The 19455-nt window shown below is 60.2% G+C and carries 18 protein-coding genes; 5 read left to right on the forward strand and 13 right to left on the reverse strand.

Going from position 1 to position 19455, the window contains the following annotated elements:
* Positions 1–3: 3 nt before the first annotated feature.
* Entirely contained in the window at positions 4–1371 is a 1368-nt protein-coding gene (locus tag AACY36_RS18455) for a hypothetical protein (protein WP_339427791.1), read from the forward strand.
* A gap of 39 nt (positions 1372–1410) precedes the next feature.
* Here the strand turns inward: AACY36_RS18455 and AACY36_RS18460 are convergent, their stop codons facing one another.
* The 8 genes from AACY36_RS18460 to gcl form a co-directional block, all read right to left on the reverse strand.
* Positions 1411–2415: a sulfate ABC transporter substrate-binding protein gene (locus AACY36_RS18460; protein ID WP_339414700.1), complete on the reverse strand. Its 1005-nt coding sequence runs from the start codon at positions 2413–2415 to the stop codon at positions 1411–1413.
* Positions 2416–2520: 105 nt separating this feature from the next.
* On the reverse strand, positions 2521–3345 hold the full coding sequence (locus AACY36_RS18465; RefSeq protein WP_339414699.1) for an ion transporter: 825 nt from the start codon (positions 3343–3345) through the stop codon (positions 2521–2523).
* A gap of 31 nt (positions 3346–3376) precedes the next feature.
* The gene (locus AACY36_RS18470) at positions 3377–4252 is read right to left on the reverse strand and encodes an urea transporter (RefSeq protein ID WP_339414698.1); all 876 of its coding nucleotides are present in this window, start codon (positions 4250–4252) and stop codon (positions 3377–3379) included.
* A 40-nt stretch (positions 4253–4292) separates the two neighbouring features.
* Positions 4293–5708 carry a pyruvate kinase gene (pyk, locus tag AACY36_RS18475; protein WP_339414697.1) on the reverse strand — a complete coding sequence of 472 codons (1416 nt, stop codon included), beginning with the start codon at positions 5706–5708 and terminating at the stop codon, positions 4293–4295.
* On the reverse strand, positions 5698–6978 hold the full coding sequence (locus tag AACY36_RS18480) for a glycerate kinase type-2 family protein (protein WP_339414696.1): 1281 nt from the start codon (positions 6976–6978) through the stop codon (positions 5698–5700). The genes pyk and AACY36_RS18480 overlap by 11 nt, the downstream gene beginning before the upstream one ends.
* Before the next feature lie 84 nt (positions 6979–7062).
* Positions 7063–7953 carry a 2-hydroxy-3-oxopropionate reductase gene (locus tag AACY36_RS18485; protein WP_339414695.1) on the reverse strand — a complete coding sequence of 297 codons (891 nt, stop codon included), beginning with the start codon at positions 7951–7953 and terminating at the stop codon, positions 7063–7065.
* Between the two features lie 172 nt (positions 7954–8125).
* Positions 8126–8908, reverse strand: coding sequence for a hydroxypyruvate isomerase (gene hyi, locus AACY36_RS18490; protein WP_339438597.1), 783 nt, complete (start codon positions 8906–8908; stop codon positions 8126–8128).
* Positions 8909–8918: 10 nt separating this feature from the next.
* On the reverse strand, positions 8919–10694 hold the full coding sequence (gcl, locus tag AACY36_RS18495; protein WP_339436674.1) for a glyoxylate carboligase: 1776 nt from the start codon (positions 10692–10694) through the stop codon (positions 8919–8921).
* Positions 10695–10961: 267 nt separating this feature from the next.
* On the opposite strand from gcl, the gene AACY36_RS18500 reads away from it, so the two are divergent.
* Entirely contained in the window at positions 10962–11402 is a 441-nt protein-coding gene (locus AACY36_RS18500) for a GlcG/HbpS family heme-binding protein (protein WP_339497409.1), read from the forward strand.
* Between the two features lie 129 nt (positions 11403–11531).
* Here AACY36_RS18500 and AACY36_RS18505 read toward each other — a convergent pair whose 3' ends face one another.
* Positions 11532–11990: an REP-associated tyrosine transposase gene (locus tag AACY36_RS18505; RefSeq protein ID WP_339414692.1), complete on the reverse strand. Its 459-nt coding sequence runs from the start codon at positions 11988–11990 to the stop codon at positions 11532–11534.
* Between the two features lie 209 nt (positions 11991–12199).
* Complete coding sequence (locus AACY36_RS18510) at positions 12200–12805, reverse strand: TetR/AcrR family transcriptional regulator (RefSeq protein ID WP_339414691.1); 606 nt, start codon at positions 12803–12805, stop codon at positions 12200–12202.
* A 134-nt stretch (positions 12806–12939) separates the two neighbouring features.
* Between AACY36_RS18510 and AACY36_RS18515 the strand changes: the two genes are divergently transcribed.
* Entirely contained in the window at positions 12940–13854 is a 915-nt protein-coding gene (locus AACY36_RS18515; RefSeq protein ID WP_339497410.1) for a DUF808 domain-containing protein, read from the forward strand.
* Positions 13855–13909: 55 nt separating this feature from the next.
* Here the strand turns inward: AACY36_RS18515 and AACY36_RS18520 are convergent, their stop codons facing one another.
* Both AACY36_RS18520 and AACY36_RS18525 read right to left on the reverse strand, forming a co-directional pair.
* Positions 13910–14698 carry an MlaA family lipoprotein gene (locus tag AACY36_RS18520; protein WP_339414689.1) on the reverse strand — a complete coding sequence of 263 codons (789 nt, stop codon included), beginning with the start codon at positions 14696–14698 and terminating at the stop codon, positions 13910–13912.
* Positions 14691–15989 carry a serine/threonine protein kinase gene (locus AACY36_RS18525; protein ID WP_339414688.1) on the reverse strand — a complete coding sequence of 433 codons (1299 nt, stop codon included), beginning with the start codon at positions 15987–15989 and terminating at the stop codon, positions 14691–14693. Before AACY36_RS18525 ends, AACY36_RS18520 begins: the two co-directional genes overlap by 8 nt.
* 235 nt (positions 15990–16224) lie before the next feature.
* Between AACY36_RS18525 and AACY36_RS18530 the strand changes: the two genes are divergently transcribed.
* Positions 16225–16593, forward strand: a complete 369-nt coding sequence (locus tag AACY36_RS18530; protein ID WP_339436677.1) for a hypothetical protein — start codon at positions 16225–16227, stop codon at positions 16591–16593.
* A 33-nt stretch (positions 16594–16626) separates the two neighbouring features.
* Here the strand turns inward: AACY36_RS18530 and AACY36_RS18535 are convergent, their stop codons facing one another.
* On the reverse strand, positions 16627–18180 hold the full coding sequence (locus AACY36_RS18535; RefSeq protein WP_339497412.1) for a glycoside hydrolase family 17 protein: 1554 nt from the start codon (positions 18178–18180) through the stop codon (positions 16627–16629).
* 332 nt (positions 18181–18512) lie between these two features.
* On the opposite strand from AACY36_RS18535, the gene AACY36_RS18540 reads away from it, so the two are divergent.
* Entirely contained in the window at positions 18513–19364 is an 852-nt protein-coding gene (locus AACY36_RS18540; protein WP_339414685.1) for a glycine betaine ABC transporter substrate-binding protein, read from the forward strand.
* The last annotated feature ends 91 nt before the right edge of the window (positions 19365–19455 follow it).

The raw sequence follows: 19455 nt of genomic DNA on the forward strand, positions 1-19455 counted from the left end.
ACTATGCGGATTATCCAGATGTTGATGCTTTGCCTGCTCATACCGGTCATCACAGTCGCCGCTGAAAAACAGCTCGAAACGATCACTCACACGGTTTACGTCGAGCGGATGGCCGCGGCTACCGCATCCGCCTGGCCGAGGCTGGCGACAATGGAGCGCCTGAAAGGCCAGACCGGATTTTATGCCCAAGCGCAGATTCTGGTGTACGACGGCGTTTCGGCCTGGTTGATCGATGCAAACGGTTATCGGGCGATTGCGGCGGGACCTGTACACGCGCTTGGTTTTTCGTCGGATTACAAATCCTTCAAGGAACTGCTGTGGGAAGGGCAACCCACCGTCTATATGGGCCTGGGTCAAACCTTGCCGGAGGTTGAAGCGCGCAACATACTCAACAACCCCGGCGCAGTACCAGCATTGTTTGCACTGGCAACCCATGAAGCCTTTCATTTCTTTGGTCAGGCCGGTTGGCAATTGATTTCGGGCTCGCGCGCCGGGCGCTATCCTCTTCAGGCCCAGCCCAGGCAGTACCGGCAACACGTGATCAACGCCTTACATGCGTCGCTGCAAGGTGATCCCCAGGCGTTGGGCAAGGCGCGCTATTGGCATGACCGTTGGCAGACCGAGTTTGCCCTGGAGGCTCAGGAAATTCGCTACTACGACATTCTCGAAGGCACCGCCGAATACATAGAAGGGCTTGCTCGGACTTTTGCGAGTGTTGCTGCAGATGAGCCTGAGGCCTGGGCGCAAGGCGTGATGGCACGCTTCCCGAGCGCTGCAGCCTTGTCTCTGGATGGCGAAAGCTACGCGTTGGGCGCATTGGCCATTTATATCCTGGACCGTCTGGACGCCAATGGGTGGCAGTCAATCATCGAGGGGCAAACTCCCGTCCAACGTTTGCTGGCGAACGTGAGGCAGAGCGTCGATGTGCCGGATGCAGCGCTGAATCGACGGATCGCCGAGGAGATCAGCGAGCGCAATCGGCACCTGGCGCAGGTCATTGATCCTGTCATTGCACAGTTGAAGCACCCCGACACGGTACGCCTCATGGTCCCCATGAGCGCTGTGGCCGGGTCTATCAGCATGAGCGGCAGCTATCAGGTTGAAGAGGCGCCCGACGAGATGCTCGTGGATTTCTCGGCACAGTTCTCACCATCAAAAGGTCGTGTCACGTTTGATCGTGCCACGGTAGCACTGGCCGTCAGCGAGGCCTGCGGTGAGAAGAGTGGCTTTGTGGTGGTGCCCATCACCGCGAGTGAGTTCCCAAATGGTCCGGCCGGGCGACTGCGGTTGAAGGGGGCTGGGTTTGAAGTCGATGCGCCGTTTCCCAGGAAGGGTACAGGCAGTGAGGGTGTGTGGTGTATCCCTGCATAAAGCAAAAGCCCCTGAAATCAGGGGCTTTTGAACCAGGGCTTATTGACCGGAATATATCTGGTCAAACACCCCACCATCATTAAAGTGAGTCTTCTGCACGGTGCGCCAGTCACCAAAGGTCTTCTCCACCGACAGGAAGTCAACTGTCGGGAAGCGGTCGGTGTATTTGGCCAGCACTTTCGGATCACGTGGGCGCAGGTAGTTGTTCGCCGCGATTTCCTGGCCTTCCGGCGACCACAGGTACTTCAAGTAGTCTTCGGCCGCCACGCGGGTGCCTTTCTTTTCGACCACCTTGTCGACCACCGACACCGGCGGTTCAGCTTCGGCAGAGACGCTTGGGTAGATCACTTCGAACTGATCACGGCCGAATTCACGGGCGATCATTTCAGCTTCGTTCTCGAAGGTCACCAGCACGTCGCCGATCTGGTTGGTCATGAAGGTCGTGGTAGCAGCACGGCCCCCGGTGTCCAGCACAGGCGCCTGTTTGAACAGTTTGCCGACGAAGGCCTTGGCCTTCTCTTCATCACCGCCGTTTTTCAGCACATAACCCCAGGCCGACAGATAGGTGTAGCGGCCGTTACCCGAGGTTTTCGGGTTGGGCACGATCACTTGCACGCCGTCCTTGAGCAGGTCCGGCCAGTCTTTCAGGGCTTTTGGGTTGCCTTTGCGCACGATGAATACAGTGGCGGAGGTGAACGGTGCGCTGTTGTTCGGCAGGCGGGTGACCCAGTTGTCCGGCACCCATTTGCCGTTGTCTGCCAGTGCGTTGATGTCGGTGGCCATGTTCATGGTGATTACGTCAGCCGGCAGGCCGTCGATGACCGAGCGCGCTTGTTTGCTGGAACCGCCGAAGGACATCTGCAGGGTCAGCTTGTCGTTTGGGTGCTCGGCTTCCCAATGTTTCTGAAAGGCGGCGTTGTAGTCCTTGTAGAAATCGCGCATCACGTCGTAGGAGACATTGAGCAGTGTGACCGGGGCAGCCTGTGCGGCGCCCGCCAGGACAAGGCCGGCGGCCAGAAGAGAGGCGCTAACGAGTTTTTTCACTGCTCATTCCTTGTTGTTCGAGAAGGTTGCTGTGTGCGTGAGGGCATTTTGCCAGTGACTATAGCTGGCGTCGCATAGACGTTTAAAGATTAAAACGCACTTTGCTTATTCCACTTTACGAAAAAGATGACTCCCACACCGCGAGCAGAACGCGGCGTTGGGCTCATGGCTGTCTTTCTTGCACACCGGGCAGTCGGTCTGCAGCTGTTCGCCGCGCATGGCACTCGCCAGTTCGGCGGTGAAAATACCCGTGGGCACGGCGATGATCGAATAACCGGTGATCATCACCAGCGACGAAATCACCTGGCCCAGCGGCGTCGTCGGCACGATATCGCCAAAGCCCACGGTGGTCAGCGTCACGATGGCCCAGTAGATACCCTTGGGGATGCTGGTAAAGCCGTGTTCCGGACCTTCGATCACATACATCAAGGTGCCGAATACCGTGACCAGCGTGCACACGCTCACCAGGAACACCACGATCTTCTGCTTGCTGCCGCGCAGCGCCGCCATCAAGTAATTGGCCTGCTTGAGGTACGGGCTGAGCTTGAACACGCGGAAAATCCGCAGCATCCGGATGATGCGGATGATCAGCAGGTACTGCGCGTCGCTGTAATACAGCGCGAGGATGCCGGGCACGATGGCCAGCAGGTCCACCAGCCCATAAAAGCTGAAGGCATAGCGCAAGGGTTTGGGCGAGCAATACAGCCGCAGCCCGTACTCGATCAGGAAGATGAGGGTAAACCCCCACTCGATATAGGCCAGCACGTCAGCGTAGTTCTGGTGGATCTGGTCGATGCTGTCGAGCATCACGATCACCAGGCTGGCGAGTATGACCAGCAGCAGAATGCCGTCAAAAAGCCGCCCGGCCTTGGTGTCACTTTGAAAAATTATGACGTAGAGCCGCTCGCGCCATTCGTTGTTGCTGTCCATAAATCCCGCCTGAAACTGATATTGGGCAAGCCTAGGGTGATTCGAAGGGGCTGTCCATGCGGGGTTTGCGCAGCACGCGACCGCCTGCGCGCACCAGCCAGCAAGCAAGGATGAAGGGCGCGGTCAATGCGGGCAGGTGCAGGGCGGCAAAGCCCGGCGTGAGGAGGATCGCCAGCACGATGCCGAGCAGCGGCAGCCAGGGTTGGCGGCGCACTTGGCTCAGCGCCAGCGCTGCCAGCGCAGGGTTGTAGCTGTGCAGGCCGAGGAGGGCGTTGGCGTGTTCGTCCAGCCAAAGCGCAATCAGCACGCCGACACTGGCGCCAATCAAGGCCCACACGGCGGCGCGGCGGTTGGCCAGCCACAGGCCCAGCGCAATCAGGCCCCCGGCGATGGGTTGGTCCAGCAGCACGATTTGGGCGAGCCCGATAAAAGGTGCCGTGAGGATGTTCAAGGTGTCGGGTTCGCTCAGGGTAAACGTACTCTCCTGGACCGTGCCCAGTAGCAGCCAACCCAGTACCACAAAAGGCGCGGTATATGCGGGCAAGTCATCGGGCTGGCTGGCGCGCTTCAACCATTGCCGGGTCAGGATCGCACTCAAGCCACCGCACGCCAGGATCAACGGCGGCAACAAGGCCGACGAGGCGAGGTCATGGCTGATCAACACGCCCAGCAACACGCCGTTGTAGCTATAAAGGCCGGCCTGGCGCTCAGCCTTGGGATAGCCGCGGCGCTGAGCCGTGAGCAATCCCGCCACACCACCCAGCAACGCCCCGCCGAACAAGGCCGGCGCGCCGATCAGGATGGCCAGCAGGCACAGCAGGCCACACAGCGGCTGGCGCAGCAGGAAGATCTGGCTGAAACCGTTGAGCAGGGCTTCGGCCCAGTCTGGGCAGGTTTGGTTGTGCATTTGGTTAAGTCAGTTAGACCGAGTTGCCCCCTTACAGACGCTAAATCAACATCTCTATACGCAACGAGTTCGTCGACCCCGGCTGCCCAAACGGCACCCCCGCCGTAATCACCAAGGTATCTCCGCGCTGCGCCATGCCCTGCGCCTGGGCAATCTCCAGCGCCGTGGAACACACCTCATCCACTTGGCGCAGCCGATCATTCACCACCGAATGCACGCCCCACGCCACGCTCAACCGCCGCGCCGTGGACAGGTTCGGCGTGAGGTTGAGGATCGGCGCCACCGGCCGTTCCCGCGCCGCGCGCAAGCTGGAGCTGCCGGACTCGCTGTAGTTCACCAGCACCGCCACGGGCAGGATGCTGCTGATGCGGCGGATCGCGCAACTGATGGCGTCCGACACCGTGGCATCCGCCTTGGGCCGGCTGACATCCAGTTGGGTTTGGTAGTCCGGGCCGTTTTCCACTTGGCGGATGATCTTGCTCATCATCTGCACGGCTTCCAGCGGGTACTCGCCGGACGCGGTTTCGGCCGACAGCATTACGGCGTCCGCCCCTTCGGCTACGGCATTGGCGACGTCCGTTACCTCGGCACGGGTCGGCGCCGGGGAGAAGCGCATGGATTCAAGCATCTGTGTGGCCACCACCACCGGTTTACCCAGTTGGCGGCAGGTGCTGATGATGTCTTTCTGGATCTGCGGCACGCTTTCTGCCGGCACCTCCACGCCGAGGTCGCCTCTGGCCACCATGATCGCGTCGCTGAGTTCGGCGATCTCCCGCAGGCGTTGCACGGCGGACGGCTTCTCGATCTTCGCCATCAGAAAGGCCTTGTCGCCGATCAACTCGCGGGCTTCGCGGATGTCTTCCGGGCGTTGCACGAATGACAGCGCCACCCAGTCCACACCCAGCTCCAGGCCGAAGCTCAAATCGCACCGATCCTTGGCGGTCAGTGGGCTGAGCTCCAACAAGGCTTGTGGGACGTTGACGCCTTTACGATCAGACAATTCGCCGCCATTGAGCACCGTGGTGTCGATGGCGTCGGTATGTTTGGTGATCACCCGCAGACGCAGCTTGCCGTCGTCCAGCAGCAGGTCCATGCCCGGTTCCAGCGCCGCGATGATTTCCGGGTGGGGCAGGTTGACCCGGCACTGATCACCCGGCGTCGGGTCCAGGTCCAGGCGCAAGGCCTGGCCGCGCACTAGTTGCACCTTACCCTCGGCAAAACGTCCGACCCGCAGCTTCGGCCCTTGCAGGTCCATGAGGATGCCCAGCGGGTAATTCAACTGGCGTTCGACTTGGCGAATCCACTGGAAGCGCTGGGCGTGGTCGGCGTGATCGCCGTGGCTGAAATTGAGCCGGAAGATATTCACCCCGGCTTCCACCAGCTCGCGGATGTCATCGATACCGTCGGTGGCCGGGCCCAGGGTGGCGAGGATTTTGACCTTCTTGTCAGGCGTCATGGTTGGCAGTCTCAAGAATCAGGATGGCGCGCAAGTCGTTGACGTTGGTGCGCGTCGGCTCAGTGATGATTAAACCGTCGAGGGCGGCGAAGTAGCCGTAGCCATTGTTGTTGTCCAGCTCGTCGCTGGCTGACAGGCCGAGGGCTTCGGCGCGGGCATAGCTGCACGGGGTCATGAGGGCGCCGGCGTTGTCTTCAGAACCGTCAATGCCATCGGTGTCACCCGCCAAGGCGTACACACCGGGCAGGCCTTTGAGGTTGTCGGTAAGACTCAACAGGAATTCCGCGTTGCGCCCGCCACGGCCATTGCCGCGCACGGTGACGGTGGTTTCGCCGCCGGACAGGATAACGCACGGCGCTGCCAGTGGCTGGCCGTGCTGCACGATCTGCCGGGCGATACCGGCGTGCACCTTGGCCACGTCCCGCGCTTCGCCTTCGAGGTCGCCGAGGATCAACGGGCTGAAACAGGCTTGGCGGACTTTCACCGCGACCGCTTCGAGTGATTGCTGCGGGCGTGCGATCAACTGGAAATGGCTGCGGGCGAGTACCGGGTCACCGGGCTTGACGGTTTCCGAGGCTGGGTTCTGCAACCAACTGCGCACCGAGGCCGTGGCGTCGATGTTGTAGCGCTTGAGGATTGCCAGGGCTTGCTGCGACGTGCTGGGGTCACCGACCGTGGGGCCGGAGGCGATCACCGTGGCCTGGTCACCCGGCACATCGGAAATCGCGTAGGTGTAGACCGTCGCGGGCCATGCCGCTTTCGCCAGTCGGCCGCCCTTGATGGCCGAGAGGTGCTTGCGCACGCAGTTCATCTCGCCAATGGTCGCGCCGGATTTGAGCAGGGCTTTGTTGATGGCCTGCTTGTCGGCCAGGGTGATGCCTTCGGCGGGCAGGGCCAGCAACGCCGAGCCGCCGCCGGACAGCAGGAAGATCACGCGGTCGTCTTCGGACAGGTTGCTGATCAATTCAAGCACGCGCTTGGCTACCGCCAGACCGGCCGCATCGGGCACAGGGTGGGCGGCTTCGACCACTTCGATGGTCTTGCACGGCGCGCCGTGACCGTAGCGGGTGACCACCAGGCCGGTGACTTCGCCCTGCCAGCAGTTCTCGACCACGAGGGCCATGGCGGCGGCAGCCTTGCCGGCGCCGATCACGATTACACGGCCGCTGCGGTCGGTGGGCAGGTAGGATTCAAGGACGTGCCGGGGGTGGGCGGCGTCGATAGCTGTGGCGAACAGCTGGCGAAGCAGGTGTTGCGGATCGACCGACATAAGCGGGCTCCCGGGGGATTCTTGTTATTAGAGTTTCAGCAAATTCGAGCATTGGAACGCGATCAAATGTGGGAGCGATGTGGGTTATTTATCGCGAATCGAAAAATTCGCCATATGCTCCAGGCCCTTGACCAGCGCCGAATGGTCCCAGTTACCGCCGCCAATCGCAGCGCAGGTACTGAACACCTGCTGCGTGCCAGCCGTGTTCGGCAGGTTAATCCCCAACTCCTTGGCACCGGCCAGCGCCAGGTTGAGGTCCTTCTGGTGCAGATTGATGCGGAAGCCCGGATCAAAGGTGCCCTTGATCATGCGTTCGCCATGCACTTCAAGGATCTTCGATGACGCAAAGCCACCCATCAGCGCTTCACGCACTTTGGCCGGGTCGGCGCCGTTCTTGGCGGCGAACAGCAGCGCTTCGGCCACCGCCTGGATGTTCAGCGCGACGATGATCTGGTTGGCGACCTTGGCGGTCTGTCCATCGCCATTGCCACCCACCAGGGTGATGTTCTTGCCCATGGCCTGGAACAACGGCAAGGCGCGTTCGAAGGTCTGTGGCTCGCCACCGATCATGATGCTCAGGGTGCCGGCCTTGGCGCCGACTTCACCACCGGACACCGGCGCGTCGAGGTACTGCGCGCCAGTTGCGTTGATCTTGGACGCGAAAGCCTTGGTCGCCGTGGGAGAGATCGAACTCATGTCGATCACCACCTTGTTGGGCGACAGGCCTGCGGCCACGCCGTCGGCGCGGAACAGCACGTCGTCGACCTGCGGGGTATCGGGCACCATCACGATGATGAACTCGGCTTCCTGCGCCACTTGCTGCGGGTTGGCCAGGGCCACGGCGCCGGCGTCGACGAGTGCTTGCGCAGCCTTGCCGTGGTGCTCGGACAGGAACAGTTGGTGACCTGCTTTTTGCAGGTTGGCGGCCATGGGTTGGCCCATGATGCCGGTGCCGATAAATCCGATTTTAGCCATGAGAAAATCCTCTTGTTATTCGATAGGCAGGCCCAGCTCGGTCTGCCAAGCACCAAAGATCTACTGTGGGAGCTGGCTTGCCTGCGATGGCGATCGTTCAGTTACAGACTGATTGCCTGATACGCCGCTATCGCAGGCAAGCCAGCTCCCACATTGTTTAGTTTTGTGTCTGTTAGATGGCGTTGTGGGTCTTCAGCCAACCCAAGCCCGCCTCGGTGGTGGTCAACGGCTTGTACTCACAGCCAACCCACCCCTGGTACCCAATCCGGTCCAAATGTTCGAACACAAAGCGGTAGTTGATCTCCCCAGTCCCCGGCTCATTGCGCCCAGGGTTGTCCGCCAGCTGGATGTGGTTGATCTCACCCAGGTACGCGGCCATGGTGCGGGCCAGGTCGCCTTCCATGATTTGCATGTGGTAGATGTCGTATTGCAGGAACAGGTTGGCGCTGCCCACTTGCTCGCGAATCGACAGGGCCTGCGCCGTGTTGTTCAGGTAGAAACCCGGTATGTCGCGGGTGTTGATCGCTTCCATCACCAGCTTGATGCCCACCGCTTGCAGCTTGTCGGCGGCGTACTTGAGGTTGGCGACAAAGGTTTTTTCCAGGGTTTCATCATCCACGCCTTGTGGCCGAATGCCCGCCAGGCAGTTGATCTGGGTATTGCCCAGCACCTCGGCATAGGCGATGGCCAGCTTGACCCCCGCACGGAACTCCTCGACCCGGTCCGGGTGGCACGCCAGGCCGCGTTCGCCCTTGGCCCAGTCGCCGGCCGGCAGGTTGAACAGCACTTGGGTCAGGTCATGGGCGTCGAGTTGCGCCTTGATTTCAGCGGAGCTGAATTCGTAGGGGAACAGGTACTCGACACCTTCGAAGCCAGCATCGGCGGCCGCTTTGAAGCGAGCAAGGAAGTCCTGTTCGGTAAACAGCATGGACAGGTTGGCGGCGAAACGCGGCATAAGGTTCTCCTTAATCGAGCAGGGAAATGGCAGTCGGCGCATCGTTGCCGACCAGTGCCAGATCTTCGAATTCGTTAACGGCGTTGATCTCGGTGCCCATGGAAATATTGGTCACGCGCTCCAGAATAATCTCAACGATGACCGGGACCTTGAATTCTTCGATCATTTGCTCGGCGCGGCGCAAAGCAGGCGCGATCTGGCTTGGCTCGAACACACGCAGTGCCTTGCAACCCAGGCCTTCGGCGACGGCCACGTGGTCCACGCCATAACCGTTGAGCTGCGGCGCGTTGAGGTTGTCGAAGGACAACTGCACGCAGTAGTCCATTTCAAACCCGCGCTGGGCCTGGCGGATCAGGCCCAGGTAGGAGTTGTTCACTACCACGTGGATGTACGGCAGCTTGAACTGCGCGCCCACGGCTAGTTCTTCGATCATGAACTGGAAGTCGTAGTCGCCGGACAGCGCCACCACTTTGCGCGTCGGGTCAGCCTTGACCACGCCGAGCGCCGCCGGAATGGTCCAGCCCAACGGGCCGGCCTGGCCGCAGTTGATCCAGTGGCGTGGCTTGTACACATGCAGGAATTGCGCGCCGGCAATCTGCGACAGGCCGATGGTGCTCACGTAGCACGTGTCTTTGCCGAACACCTGGTTCATCTCTTCGTACACCCGTTGCGGCTTGACCGGCACGTTGTCGAAGTGGGTCTTTCGGTGCAGGGTGGCTTTGCGCTGCTGGCAGTCATTCAACCAGGCGCTGCGATCCTTGAGCTTGCCGGCGGCTTTCCACTCGCGGGCCACTTCAATGAACATCGTCAGTGCCGAGCCGGCGTCGGAAACGATGCCCAGGTCTGGGGTGAACACGCGGCCAATCTGCGTCGGCTCGATGTCGACGTGAATGAACTTGCGACCCTCGGTGTAGACCTCCACCGAACCGGTGTGGCGGTTGGCCCAACGGTTACCGATGCCCAGCACCACGTCCGACTTGAGCAGCGTCGCGTTGCCATAGCGGTGGGAGGTTTGCAGGCCGACCATGCCGACCATCAGCGGGTGATCGTCCGGGAGGGTGCCCCAGCCCATCAGCGTCGGGATCACAGGGATACCCGTCAACTCAGCAAATTCAACAAGCAGTTCGCTGGCGTCGGCATTGATCACGCCGCCACCGCTGACCAGCAGTGGGCGTTCGGCCTGGTCCAGCAAGGCCAGGGCTTTTTCGACCTGGATGCGGGTTGCCCGTGGCTTGGCCAGTGGCAACGGTTGGTAGGCATCGATATCGAATTCGATCTCAGCCATCTGCACGTCGAACGGCAGGTCGATCAGCACCGGGCCTGGGCGGCCGGAGCGCATTTCGTAGAAGGCTTTCTGGAACGCGTAGGGCACTTGGCCGGGCTCCATCACCATGGTCGCCCATTTGGTCACAGGCTTGACGATGCTGGTGATGTCGACGGCCTGGAAATCTTCCTTGTGCATACGGGCGCGGGGTGCTTGGCCGGTGATGCACAGGATCGGGATCGAGTCAGCCCAGGCGCTGTAGAGGCCGGTGACCATGTCGGTGCCCGCCGGGCCCGAGGTGCCGATGCACACGCCGATATTGCCGGCCTTGGTGCGGGTGTACCCCTCCGCCATGTGCGAGGCGCCTTCAACGTGGCGAGCAAGGACGTGATCGATGCCACCCACCTTCTGCAAGGCCGAGTACAGCGGATTGATCGCGGCGCCTGGGATGCCGAAGGCGGTGTCCACGCCTTCACGGCGCATCACCAGGACGGCGGCTTCGATTGCTCTCATTTTGCTCATTGTTTTGGTGCCTCTTGCGTTTTGTAATTGTATACAAGTTGTTTCTGATTGAAGTGTATTCACGGCCGCCTGCGCAGGTCAATGCATTTTATTTTCTGGCCTGCCTGTGCGTCGGATAGCCTTAAGAGCGAGTTTTATCGACGAATGGCGAATTTGTTTGAAAATATTGTATACATAAAATCATATCATTGTGTTCTATTTGTTTGGTCGAGCATCTGATCTCTCAGACCTCCACCGCTTTCCCAATAACAAAAGAAGGACGGCACCATGAGCGCTTTAACCTTGAAACTCGCCACCCAACTGGCCAGCCAGGCCCTCAGCGCAGGGCGCACGATTGTGGCGGCGCCCCTGACCATCGCAGTACTCGACAGCGGCGGCCATCTGGTCACTTTGCAACGCGAAGACGGCGCCAGCCTGCTGCGCCCGCAGATCGCCATCGGCAAAGCCTGGGGCGCGATTGCCCTGGGCAAGGGCTCACGGCTGCTGGCGCTGGATGCGCAACAACGGCCAGCGTTTATCGCGGCATTGAACAGCCTGGGGCAAGGCAGCGTGGTGCCGGCGCCGGGGGGGGTGTTGATTCGAAGTCATGAAGGCATAGTGCTGGGGGCGATCGGGATCAGCGGGGATACATCGGATATTGATGAGCAGTGTGCGATTACGGCGATTGAGGGGGTGGGTTTGATGGCGGATGCGGGGGTGTCGGCTTGATTTGAGGTGAATGAAAGGTCCCCTTCGCGAGCAAGCCCGCTCCCACATTTCGACCGTTTTTCAGCATGAGAATGCGGTCGAAATGTGGGAGCGGGCTTGCTCGCGAAGGGCAGCACCTCGGTCTCTGCTCTAAACCCAAATCGCATCCCACAACGGATAGTCGCCAATCCGCGTCACCAGCCCGGCTCGCAATGGATTGGCCACCACATACCTGGCCATTTTCACCAAGTCATCTTCCTTGCGCAGCGCGCGATCATGAAAGCTGGTTTGCCAAAGCCGACCTTTGCGCCCGGTAGCCCCGTTTACGCTTCGAGTGCTTTTGGATTTCACTTGGCACATCAGATCCCCCAGTGAGCCTTTTTGTAGTTCGAGCAGCCAGTGGAAATGGTCGGGCATCACCACCCAGGCTAGTGAGTTTGCTAATCCTTGATACTGGGCAAGCCTGAATTGCCAGACCACCAAACGGCCCAGATGAAAGTCACTGAATATCGGCACACGTTCGTGGGTATTGGTGGTAATCAGGTAGATGCGGTTGGGTTCGCTGAAGCGCCCAATGCGCAGGCGGTGTGATGTGGCTAGATCAGGCATTCCTTGGCCTCTCTTCAGTGGGGTTCTGAGAGGCTAGATCTAGGTGGCTGATGCTGAATGGTAGGCTTTTGGCAGGATGTGTCTGGGAGGGCGCTTTCGCGAGCAAGCCCGCTCCCACATTGGATCTTGGGTGTTTATACAACTTGTGTCTGACGCTAAATCCAAGTGGGAGCGGGCTTGCTCGCGAATGGCACAGGCACCCCGGTCTCTCAGTCCAACTCACACCCCTTCAGCACCAACCGAATAATCGTCAACGCCGCCGCCTCATAATCGGCCTCATCCAACTTGGCCTTCCCGGTCACCGCCGAGATCTGCCAGTCAAAATCCGCATACGTCTGCGTCGCCGCCCAGATGCTGAACATCAAGTGATGGGGGTCGATCGCCGCGATCAGGCCACGATCCACCCAGCTCTGGAGGCACGCGATATTGTGCTTGGCCTGGGCGTTGAGCTGTTCGACCTGATCAGCGCTCAAGTGCGGCGCGCCGTGCATGATTTCGCTGGCGAAGACCTTCGAGGCAAATGGCAGGTCGCGGGAAATGCGGATCTTCGAACGGATGTAGTTGCTCAGCACCACCGAAGGCTCGCCTTCCGGATTGAACGGCGTGGAAGCCGCCAGGATCGGCTCGATAATGCTTTCGAGCACCTCGCGGTAGAGGTTGTCCTTGGACTTGAAGTAGTAATACACGTTGGGCTTGGGCAGCCCGGCCTTGGCGGCGATGTCGCTGGTTTTGGTCGCGGCGAAGCCTTTGTCGGCAAACTCCTCGCTGGCCGCCCGCAGGATCTTTTCTTTGTTGCGCTCGCGAATGGTGCTCATAAACCAGAGGTTTCCTTGCCAGTACAGGCGGTTGCGCATGGTAGCACCGGCCATCCGCGAGCCTCAACAATGTGCCTGCAACGCTTTGCGCCGCGTTATGCTTGCGCCATCTCACTCTTACGGAAGTCCGATTCATGGCAGGAAGCAGCTTGTTGGTGTTGATCGACGATATCGCCGCCGTGCTCGATGACGTTGCCCTGATGACAAAAATGGCGGCGAAGAAGACTGCAGGCGTGCTGGGTGACGACCTGGCACTCAACGCCCAGCAGGTCTCCGGGGTGCGGGCCGAGCGGGAAATCCCCGTGGTGTGGGCGGTGGCCAAGGGCTCGTTTATCAATAAATTGATCCTAGTGCCCACCGCACTGTTGATCAGCGCATTTGCGCCTTGGGCGGTGACGCCTTTGTTGATGCTTGGCGGTGCCTACCTGTGTTTCGAAGGCTTTGAGAAGCTCGCGCACAAGTTCCTGCACAGCAAGGATGAAGATCAAGCTGAACACGCCCAGTTGGTCGAAGCTGTTGGCGACCCGGCGACCGACCTGGTGGCCTTTGAAAAGGACAAGATCAAGGGCGCAATCCGCACCGACTTCATCCTCTCCGCCGAAATCATCGCCATCACCCTTGGCACCGTGGCAGACGCCCCACTGATGCAGCAGGTGGTTGTGATGTCGGGCATTGCCATCGTCATGACGGTGGGTGTCTACGGGCTGGTGGCCGGCATCGTCAAGCTGGATGACCTGGGCCTGTGGCTCACCCAGAAACCTGGCCAGGTGGCGCGCAGTATCGGTGGTGCCATCCTGCGCGCAGCGCCTTACATAATGAAGAGCCTGTCGGTTATCGGCACGGCAGCAATGTTCCTGGTCGGCGGTGGGATTCTCACCCATGGTGTACCCGTGGTGCATCACTGGATCGAGACGGTCAGCCAGGGGACAGGTAGCGTGGCATGGTGGGTGCCGACGCTGCTGAATGGCGTGGCGGGGATGGTTGCGGGGGCGGTGGTGCTGGCGGTGGTCAGCGTAGTGGGTAAGCGCTGGAAAACCGCGAAGGCATGATCCAATAGCCATAAAAAAGGCCATTCAATCGAATGGCCTTTTTTTATGGCGCTAATTACTCCGCAATCTGCAGCTTGCGCGATTCCGTATAGATGTACCGCACCTTCTCATACTCAAACGGGGAGTTCATCTGACCGTACCGGAAGCTGGTCTGATGACGCCTGTCCACTGCACGCAGTGCCCAGAGTTCCGGATGGTTGGAGCTGACTTCAGCCACATTGAGGAAGTTGATCTGGGTTTCGGCGGTGTAGTCGACCAGCAAACCACCGGTGTCGCGCAGGTTTGACGGGCCGAAGACCGGCAGTACCAGGTACGCGCCGCCAGGCACGCCGTAGAAGCCCAGGGTCTGGCCGAAGTCTTCGCTCTGGCGCGGCAGGCCCATGGCGGTAGCAGGGTCCCACAGGCCGGCGATGCCAATGGTGGTGTTGACCAGGAGGCGCCCGGTGGTCTCCAGGGAGCGGTGGCCCTTGAGCTGCAGCAGGCTGTTCAACAGGTTCGGCACGTCGCCCAGGTTGTTGAAGAAGTTGCTCACGCCGGTGCGCAGGAAACTTGGGGTGACGTAGCGGTAACCGTCGACCACCGGCAGGAATACCCATTGGTCGAAGCGATAGTTGAAGTGGTACACGCGACGGTTCCACGCTTCCAGCGGGTCGTAGACGTTGAGCGCGGTGAGCGTTGAACGCTCGAATTCACGCTGGTCCAAGCCGGGGTTGAACTTGAGCTTGGTCAGCGGCTCCTTGAAGCCGTCTGAGCCAACCACGGTGGGTTCGTGAGCCTTGCTGTTGTCGGCATTGGCCACGCCTGCGCACATCAAGGCGGCAAGCAGCAGAAGATATTTAGCCACGGAAGAACTCCAGCATGGCGTCGGCGTTGACGCGGTAATTGAGGTTGCCGCAATGGCCGCCCAGCGGGTAGACGGTCAAGCGATCGCCGAAGGTTTCGCGCAGGAAACCGAGGTCGCCAGGGCCGAGGATCACGTCGTCGGCGTTGTGCATGACGGCGATCTTCGGGTTGGTGTGCAGGTAGTCCTTGAGGGCGTACAGGCTGACCTGGTCGACCAGTTGCAACAGGCTGCCGCCGTCCGAGCGCGCGCGCCACATCGGGATGACTTGTTCTGTGAGGTAGCAATCGAAGTCGCATTGCAGCGCACGCTTGAGGAACGGCGTGAGGCTGGTGCCTTCGGTGATCGGGTATTTCGGCGGGATGATCAGGCCGCGGCGGTTGATCAGGTCCGAGGTAAAGGCAATGTCGGCCGCCGAGAAGCGGAACGAGGTGCCGATCAGCATGGCCATCTGTTCGTTGGTCAGGTGCTGCTTGGAGTTCTGGAAGTCGTAGAGCAGGGCGTCATTCAGATCGATGTAGCCCTTTTGCTGGAAGTAGCGGGTCAGCTTGTTCAGCACCAACTCATAGAAAGTGGTGGAGTTGTTGATGCCCTTGACCTCGGTCTGTACCAGCTTGTCGAGGTTGGTGATCGACGTGTAGAGGTTGACCGGCGGGTTCAACAGCAAGACTTTCTTGAAGTTGAAGCTGCGGCGTGTCTCGTCGAGTTTGCTGACAAACGCCGCATCCAGTGCGCCGAGGCTGTAGCCGGTGAGGTAAAAGTCGGTGACCGGCAGCGAAGCGTTTTGTGCCCGTACGGCCTGCATCACCCGGTACATATCTTCGGCGTCTTCCTGGGTGATCCCCGGCGTGGCGAAGCGCGAGGCGGCGCTGATGAAGTCGAAGCTGGTCGGCGACGACAGTTGCACCACGTGGTAGCCGGCTTGGTAATACAGTTTTTTCAGGTATTCGTTGATGCTGCTGTCAAAACGCGCACCGGTGCCCGCGATCAGAAAGATCAACGGCGCGGCGCGATCCTGCTTGGCGATGCGGTAGGTGAGTTTCTTCACCGCCCAGAAGTTGTCCGGCAGGCTGAATTCGCGCTCGGGGCGCATGTTCAGGGTGTAGTCGGACTGGTTGATCTCGTCATCGCTCGGCAATTTCGGCCGAAGGTCAGGCGGGGTAGTGGCGATGGTCGCCTCGAACGGATTCGTCAAAGGATAGCCATAGGTGGCCTGGTCGATGTCGACGGCCAGTGCTGACGCACTCAAAAAAAGGCTGCCCAGCAAGGCAGCACAGCGCAAGGAACGGAGCATGACTTAATCCCTAGGAGGAAACGTGCTTAATAAAGTTCGCAGGCTATGACCACCGCTTTGCAACCGAAGTGCCAGCTCTCGGCACGAAAAGTCGGAAAATAACGTCGGAATCGGGGTAATAGTAGCGAGAAGATACACTTTGCCGCCCATTGGTGAACAGTTATCTGCGCGTATACCTTGCTAACGGCCGTCGGAGCATTAAGCTGAGCGCCGTTTTTGCCTATCGGAGTACCTCATGTCCCGTCGTTTGCCGCTGATTTTGCTGCTTATTGCCTTGCCGTTATGGCTGGCCGCCAGTTATGGCGCGCGTTACGGCTTTATGGAAGATGGCCGGTGGGTTGGCATTTGCGCCGATGAGGCCAGCCGCTGGGAGTGTCAGCTGCGTTCGAACCTGGGGTTGATGATTCACTTCAAGGTACTCGGCTGGGCGGCGTTGGTTACGTCGGTCCTGGCGTTTTTCGTGCCGGGTCGTGCGGGATGGGGGTTGGCAGTGCTGGGGATGGTGTTCGGGTTGCCGGCGCTGGCGTTGTACAACACGGCTTTTGCGGTGTTTGCGGTGGTGATTGCGGGGTTGCGTTTGGTCAGGAAGCCTCGTGCTGGTTGATAGAGCCTCTTCGACTTGCTCGCGAAAGCGCCGTTAAGCCTTACGCACCCGCAAGCAACGCCACAAAGCCACAACCATGAGCAGGCTGACCACCGCCCAACCCCAAGCCTGCTGGTTCAACAACCCTTCACGGTACAACTGCGGCGCAATGCCGGCACCGATGATAAAAGCCAGCAGCGCGATCTCCCGACGCGGCCCCGTCACCGGACGTACCAGGTACACCAGAGCAGGCAGCACCAGCGCCGCACTCGGGAAGCTGCGATAACGCGGGTCAAACACCAACGCCAACATCATCACTGCGCCGGCAAACCCGGCAATCGCCACCAGCCAGCCTGCACGCTGCTCCAGCCAGTTGAACGCCCGTTCACGCCAGCCTTCGCGCGCGCTCAAAGCCAGTGCGGCGTGAGCCAGCACCAACAGGTTCAACACCATCAGCAAACCTGCCCACACCCATTCATCACTGAAGCGTGCGGTCACCCGGCTCAGCTCAGCCCAGGTGCCGATGGAGCAGGCGGCGACTGCACCCAGCAGCGGCAGGGCAATGGCGGCGCGCGTGCTGCGTACACGCCCACCCAGCGCCAAGGTGCCCAGCAGGATAACCCCACCCACTCCCAGCCACAGTGACCAGTACGGCACATTGGTCACCGGCCCGGCGAGGATACCCTTGTCCTGGCGATCAGCATCGAACAGGCCCCAGTAACCACCCACGGCGCCTTCGCTGGCGCGCTTCCAGGGCTGGTCAAACGCTTCGATCAGGTTGTAACGCCAGCCATTGGCCTCAGCCATGGCCACAAAGCCGCGCATGAACTTGGCTTCGTTGACCCGGCTTGGCACCGCGGTTTCGCGCTGGCGGCCTTCACTGGGCCAGCCGGTCTCGCCGATCAGGATGTCCTTGGGCGCAAACTTGTTGCCAAAGGTCTGGCGCACATCGCCCACGTGCTTGAGGGCCTGGTCGATGCCGGACGGGTCATCTTCCCAGTACGGCAACAGGTGAATGGTCAGGAAATCCACCGCCGGAGCTATTTCTGGGTGTTGCAGCCAGAACTCCCACACATCCGCATACGTCACCGGCTGCTTGATTTGGCTTTTGACTTTATGGATCAGCTTTACCAGTTGCGTGGCGGTGACTTCCTTGCGCAGCAGGGCTTCGTTGCCGACGATCACCGACGTCACGACATCAGGGCTGGCGTTGGCCGAGGCGATCAACTGGTCGATTTCCTTTTCGGTCGCCACCGGATCGCTGCTGACCCAGGCGCCGGCCATCACCTTCAGCCCATGCTTGCGCGCCATGTCCGGCAAGGCTTCCAGGCCGGTCATGGAGTAGGTGCGAATGCATTCAAAGCGGGTGGCCAGCAGGGCCAGGTCGGCGTCCATGCGTTCCGGGCGCAGTTTGAACGGCTGGTCAAACGGCGATTGGTCTTTGTCGAACGGCGTGTACGACGCGCACTGCATCTTGTGCGTAGCACTGGCGACATCGGGTAACACCACGGGCCGGCCGAGGCCATACCAGTAACCGATCAGGGCCAACAGGCCGAGGAGCAAGGCGAAGAAATAGGTTAGGGCAGGGAAGCGGGCATTCGCGGGCATGGTCGGCTTATCTGGAAGAGCAAAGGCGCGCATCTTACCCGGATTTGGCGCGTGCCAGTGGGGCAGCACAATTTTGACATGCAAAGTTCGGGCGGGATTTTGGCGTCAAGCTCTACAAGCCGTCCTGCTGGCGATGTGATGTCGTTTCCTGCTAGTACAAGGTCGCTGACAGAGCAGGTTCCAAGTCCAGTCAGGTCGATGATCGAAGGGTCAGCACTCCACTGACGGCGCAGCAGCCGGATCGATGCGCATGAAGGGGGTGCGGTGCACCACAGAACAACAGGTTGACGTCGCTCGGCATCCGCTGGGCGCAGCACTTTCGGGGAAGCACAATGAAGATGCGACGACTCTTGGGCGCAGCTGCCACTTTGGCAGTTGCGATGAGCTGCACACTGGCCAGCGCCGACAGCAAAACCCTGAGCATAGGCTACGTAGATGGCTGGTCGGACAGCGTTGCCACCACCCACGTGGCGGCAGAGGTGATCAAGCAAAAGCTCGGCTATGACGTGAAACTGCAAGCGGTCGCCACCGGGATCATGTGGCAGGCTGTTGCCACCGGTAAGCTCGACGCCATGCTTTCTGCCTGGCTACCGGTCACCCACGGTGAGTATTGGGCCAAGAACAAGGACAAGGTGGTCGACTACGGCCCCAACTTCAAGGACGCTAAGATCGGCTTGATCGTGCCGGAGTACGTCAAGGCCAAGTCCATCGAAGACCTCAAGACTGACACCACCTTCAACAACAAAATCGTCGGCATTGACGCAGGTTCAGGTGTGATGCTCAAGACCGACGAAGCCATCAAGCAATATGGCCTCGACTATAAGCTACAAGCCAGTTCGGGCGCGGCGATGATCGCCGAGTTGGCCCGTGCCGAAGACAAGCAGGAATCCATTGTGGTTACCGGTTGGGTGCCACACTGGATGTTCGCCAAGTGGAAACTGCGTTTCCTGGACGATCCAAAAGGGATTTATGGTGCTGCTGAAACAGTCAACAGTATCGGTAGCAAGGGCCTGGAGAAGAAAGCGCCGGAAGTCGCAGCCTTCCTGAAGAAATTCCAGTGGGCTTCCAAGGACGAAATCGGCGAAGTCATGCTGGCAATACAAGACGGTGCCAAGCCTGATGCGGCGGCTAAGGATTGGGTCGCCAAGCACCCGGAGCGTGTCGCCGAGTGGGTTGGTAAATAAAACCTGACGTGTCTAGATAGCACCTTGCAGGCCCGTCTGGCGTTGTCGTCAGGCGGGCTTTGTCGTTTCTGGGCCAAAGCCTGTCAATTCA

The sequence above is a fragment of the Pseudomonas sp. EA_15y_Pfl1_P101 genome (assembly GCF_963970835.1).
Lineage (GTDB): Bacteria > Pseudomonadota > Gammaproteobacteria > Pseudomonadales > Pseudomonadaceae > Aquipseudomonas > Aquipseudomonas tritici.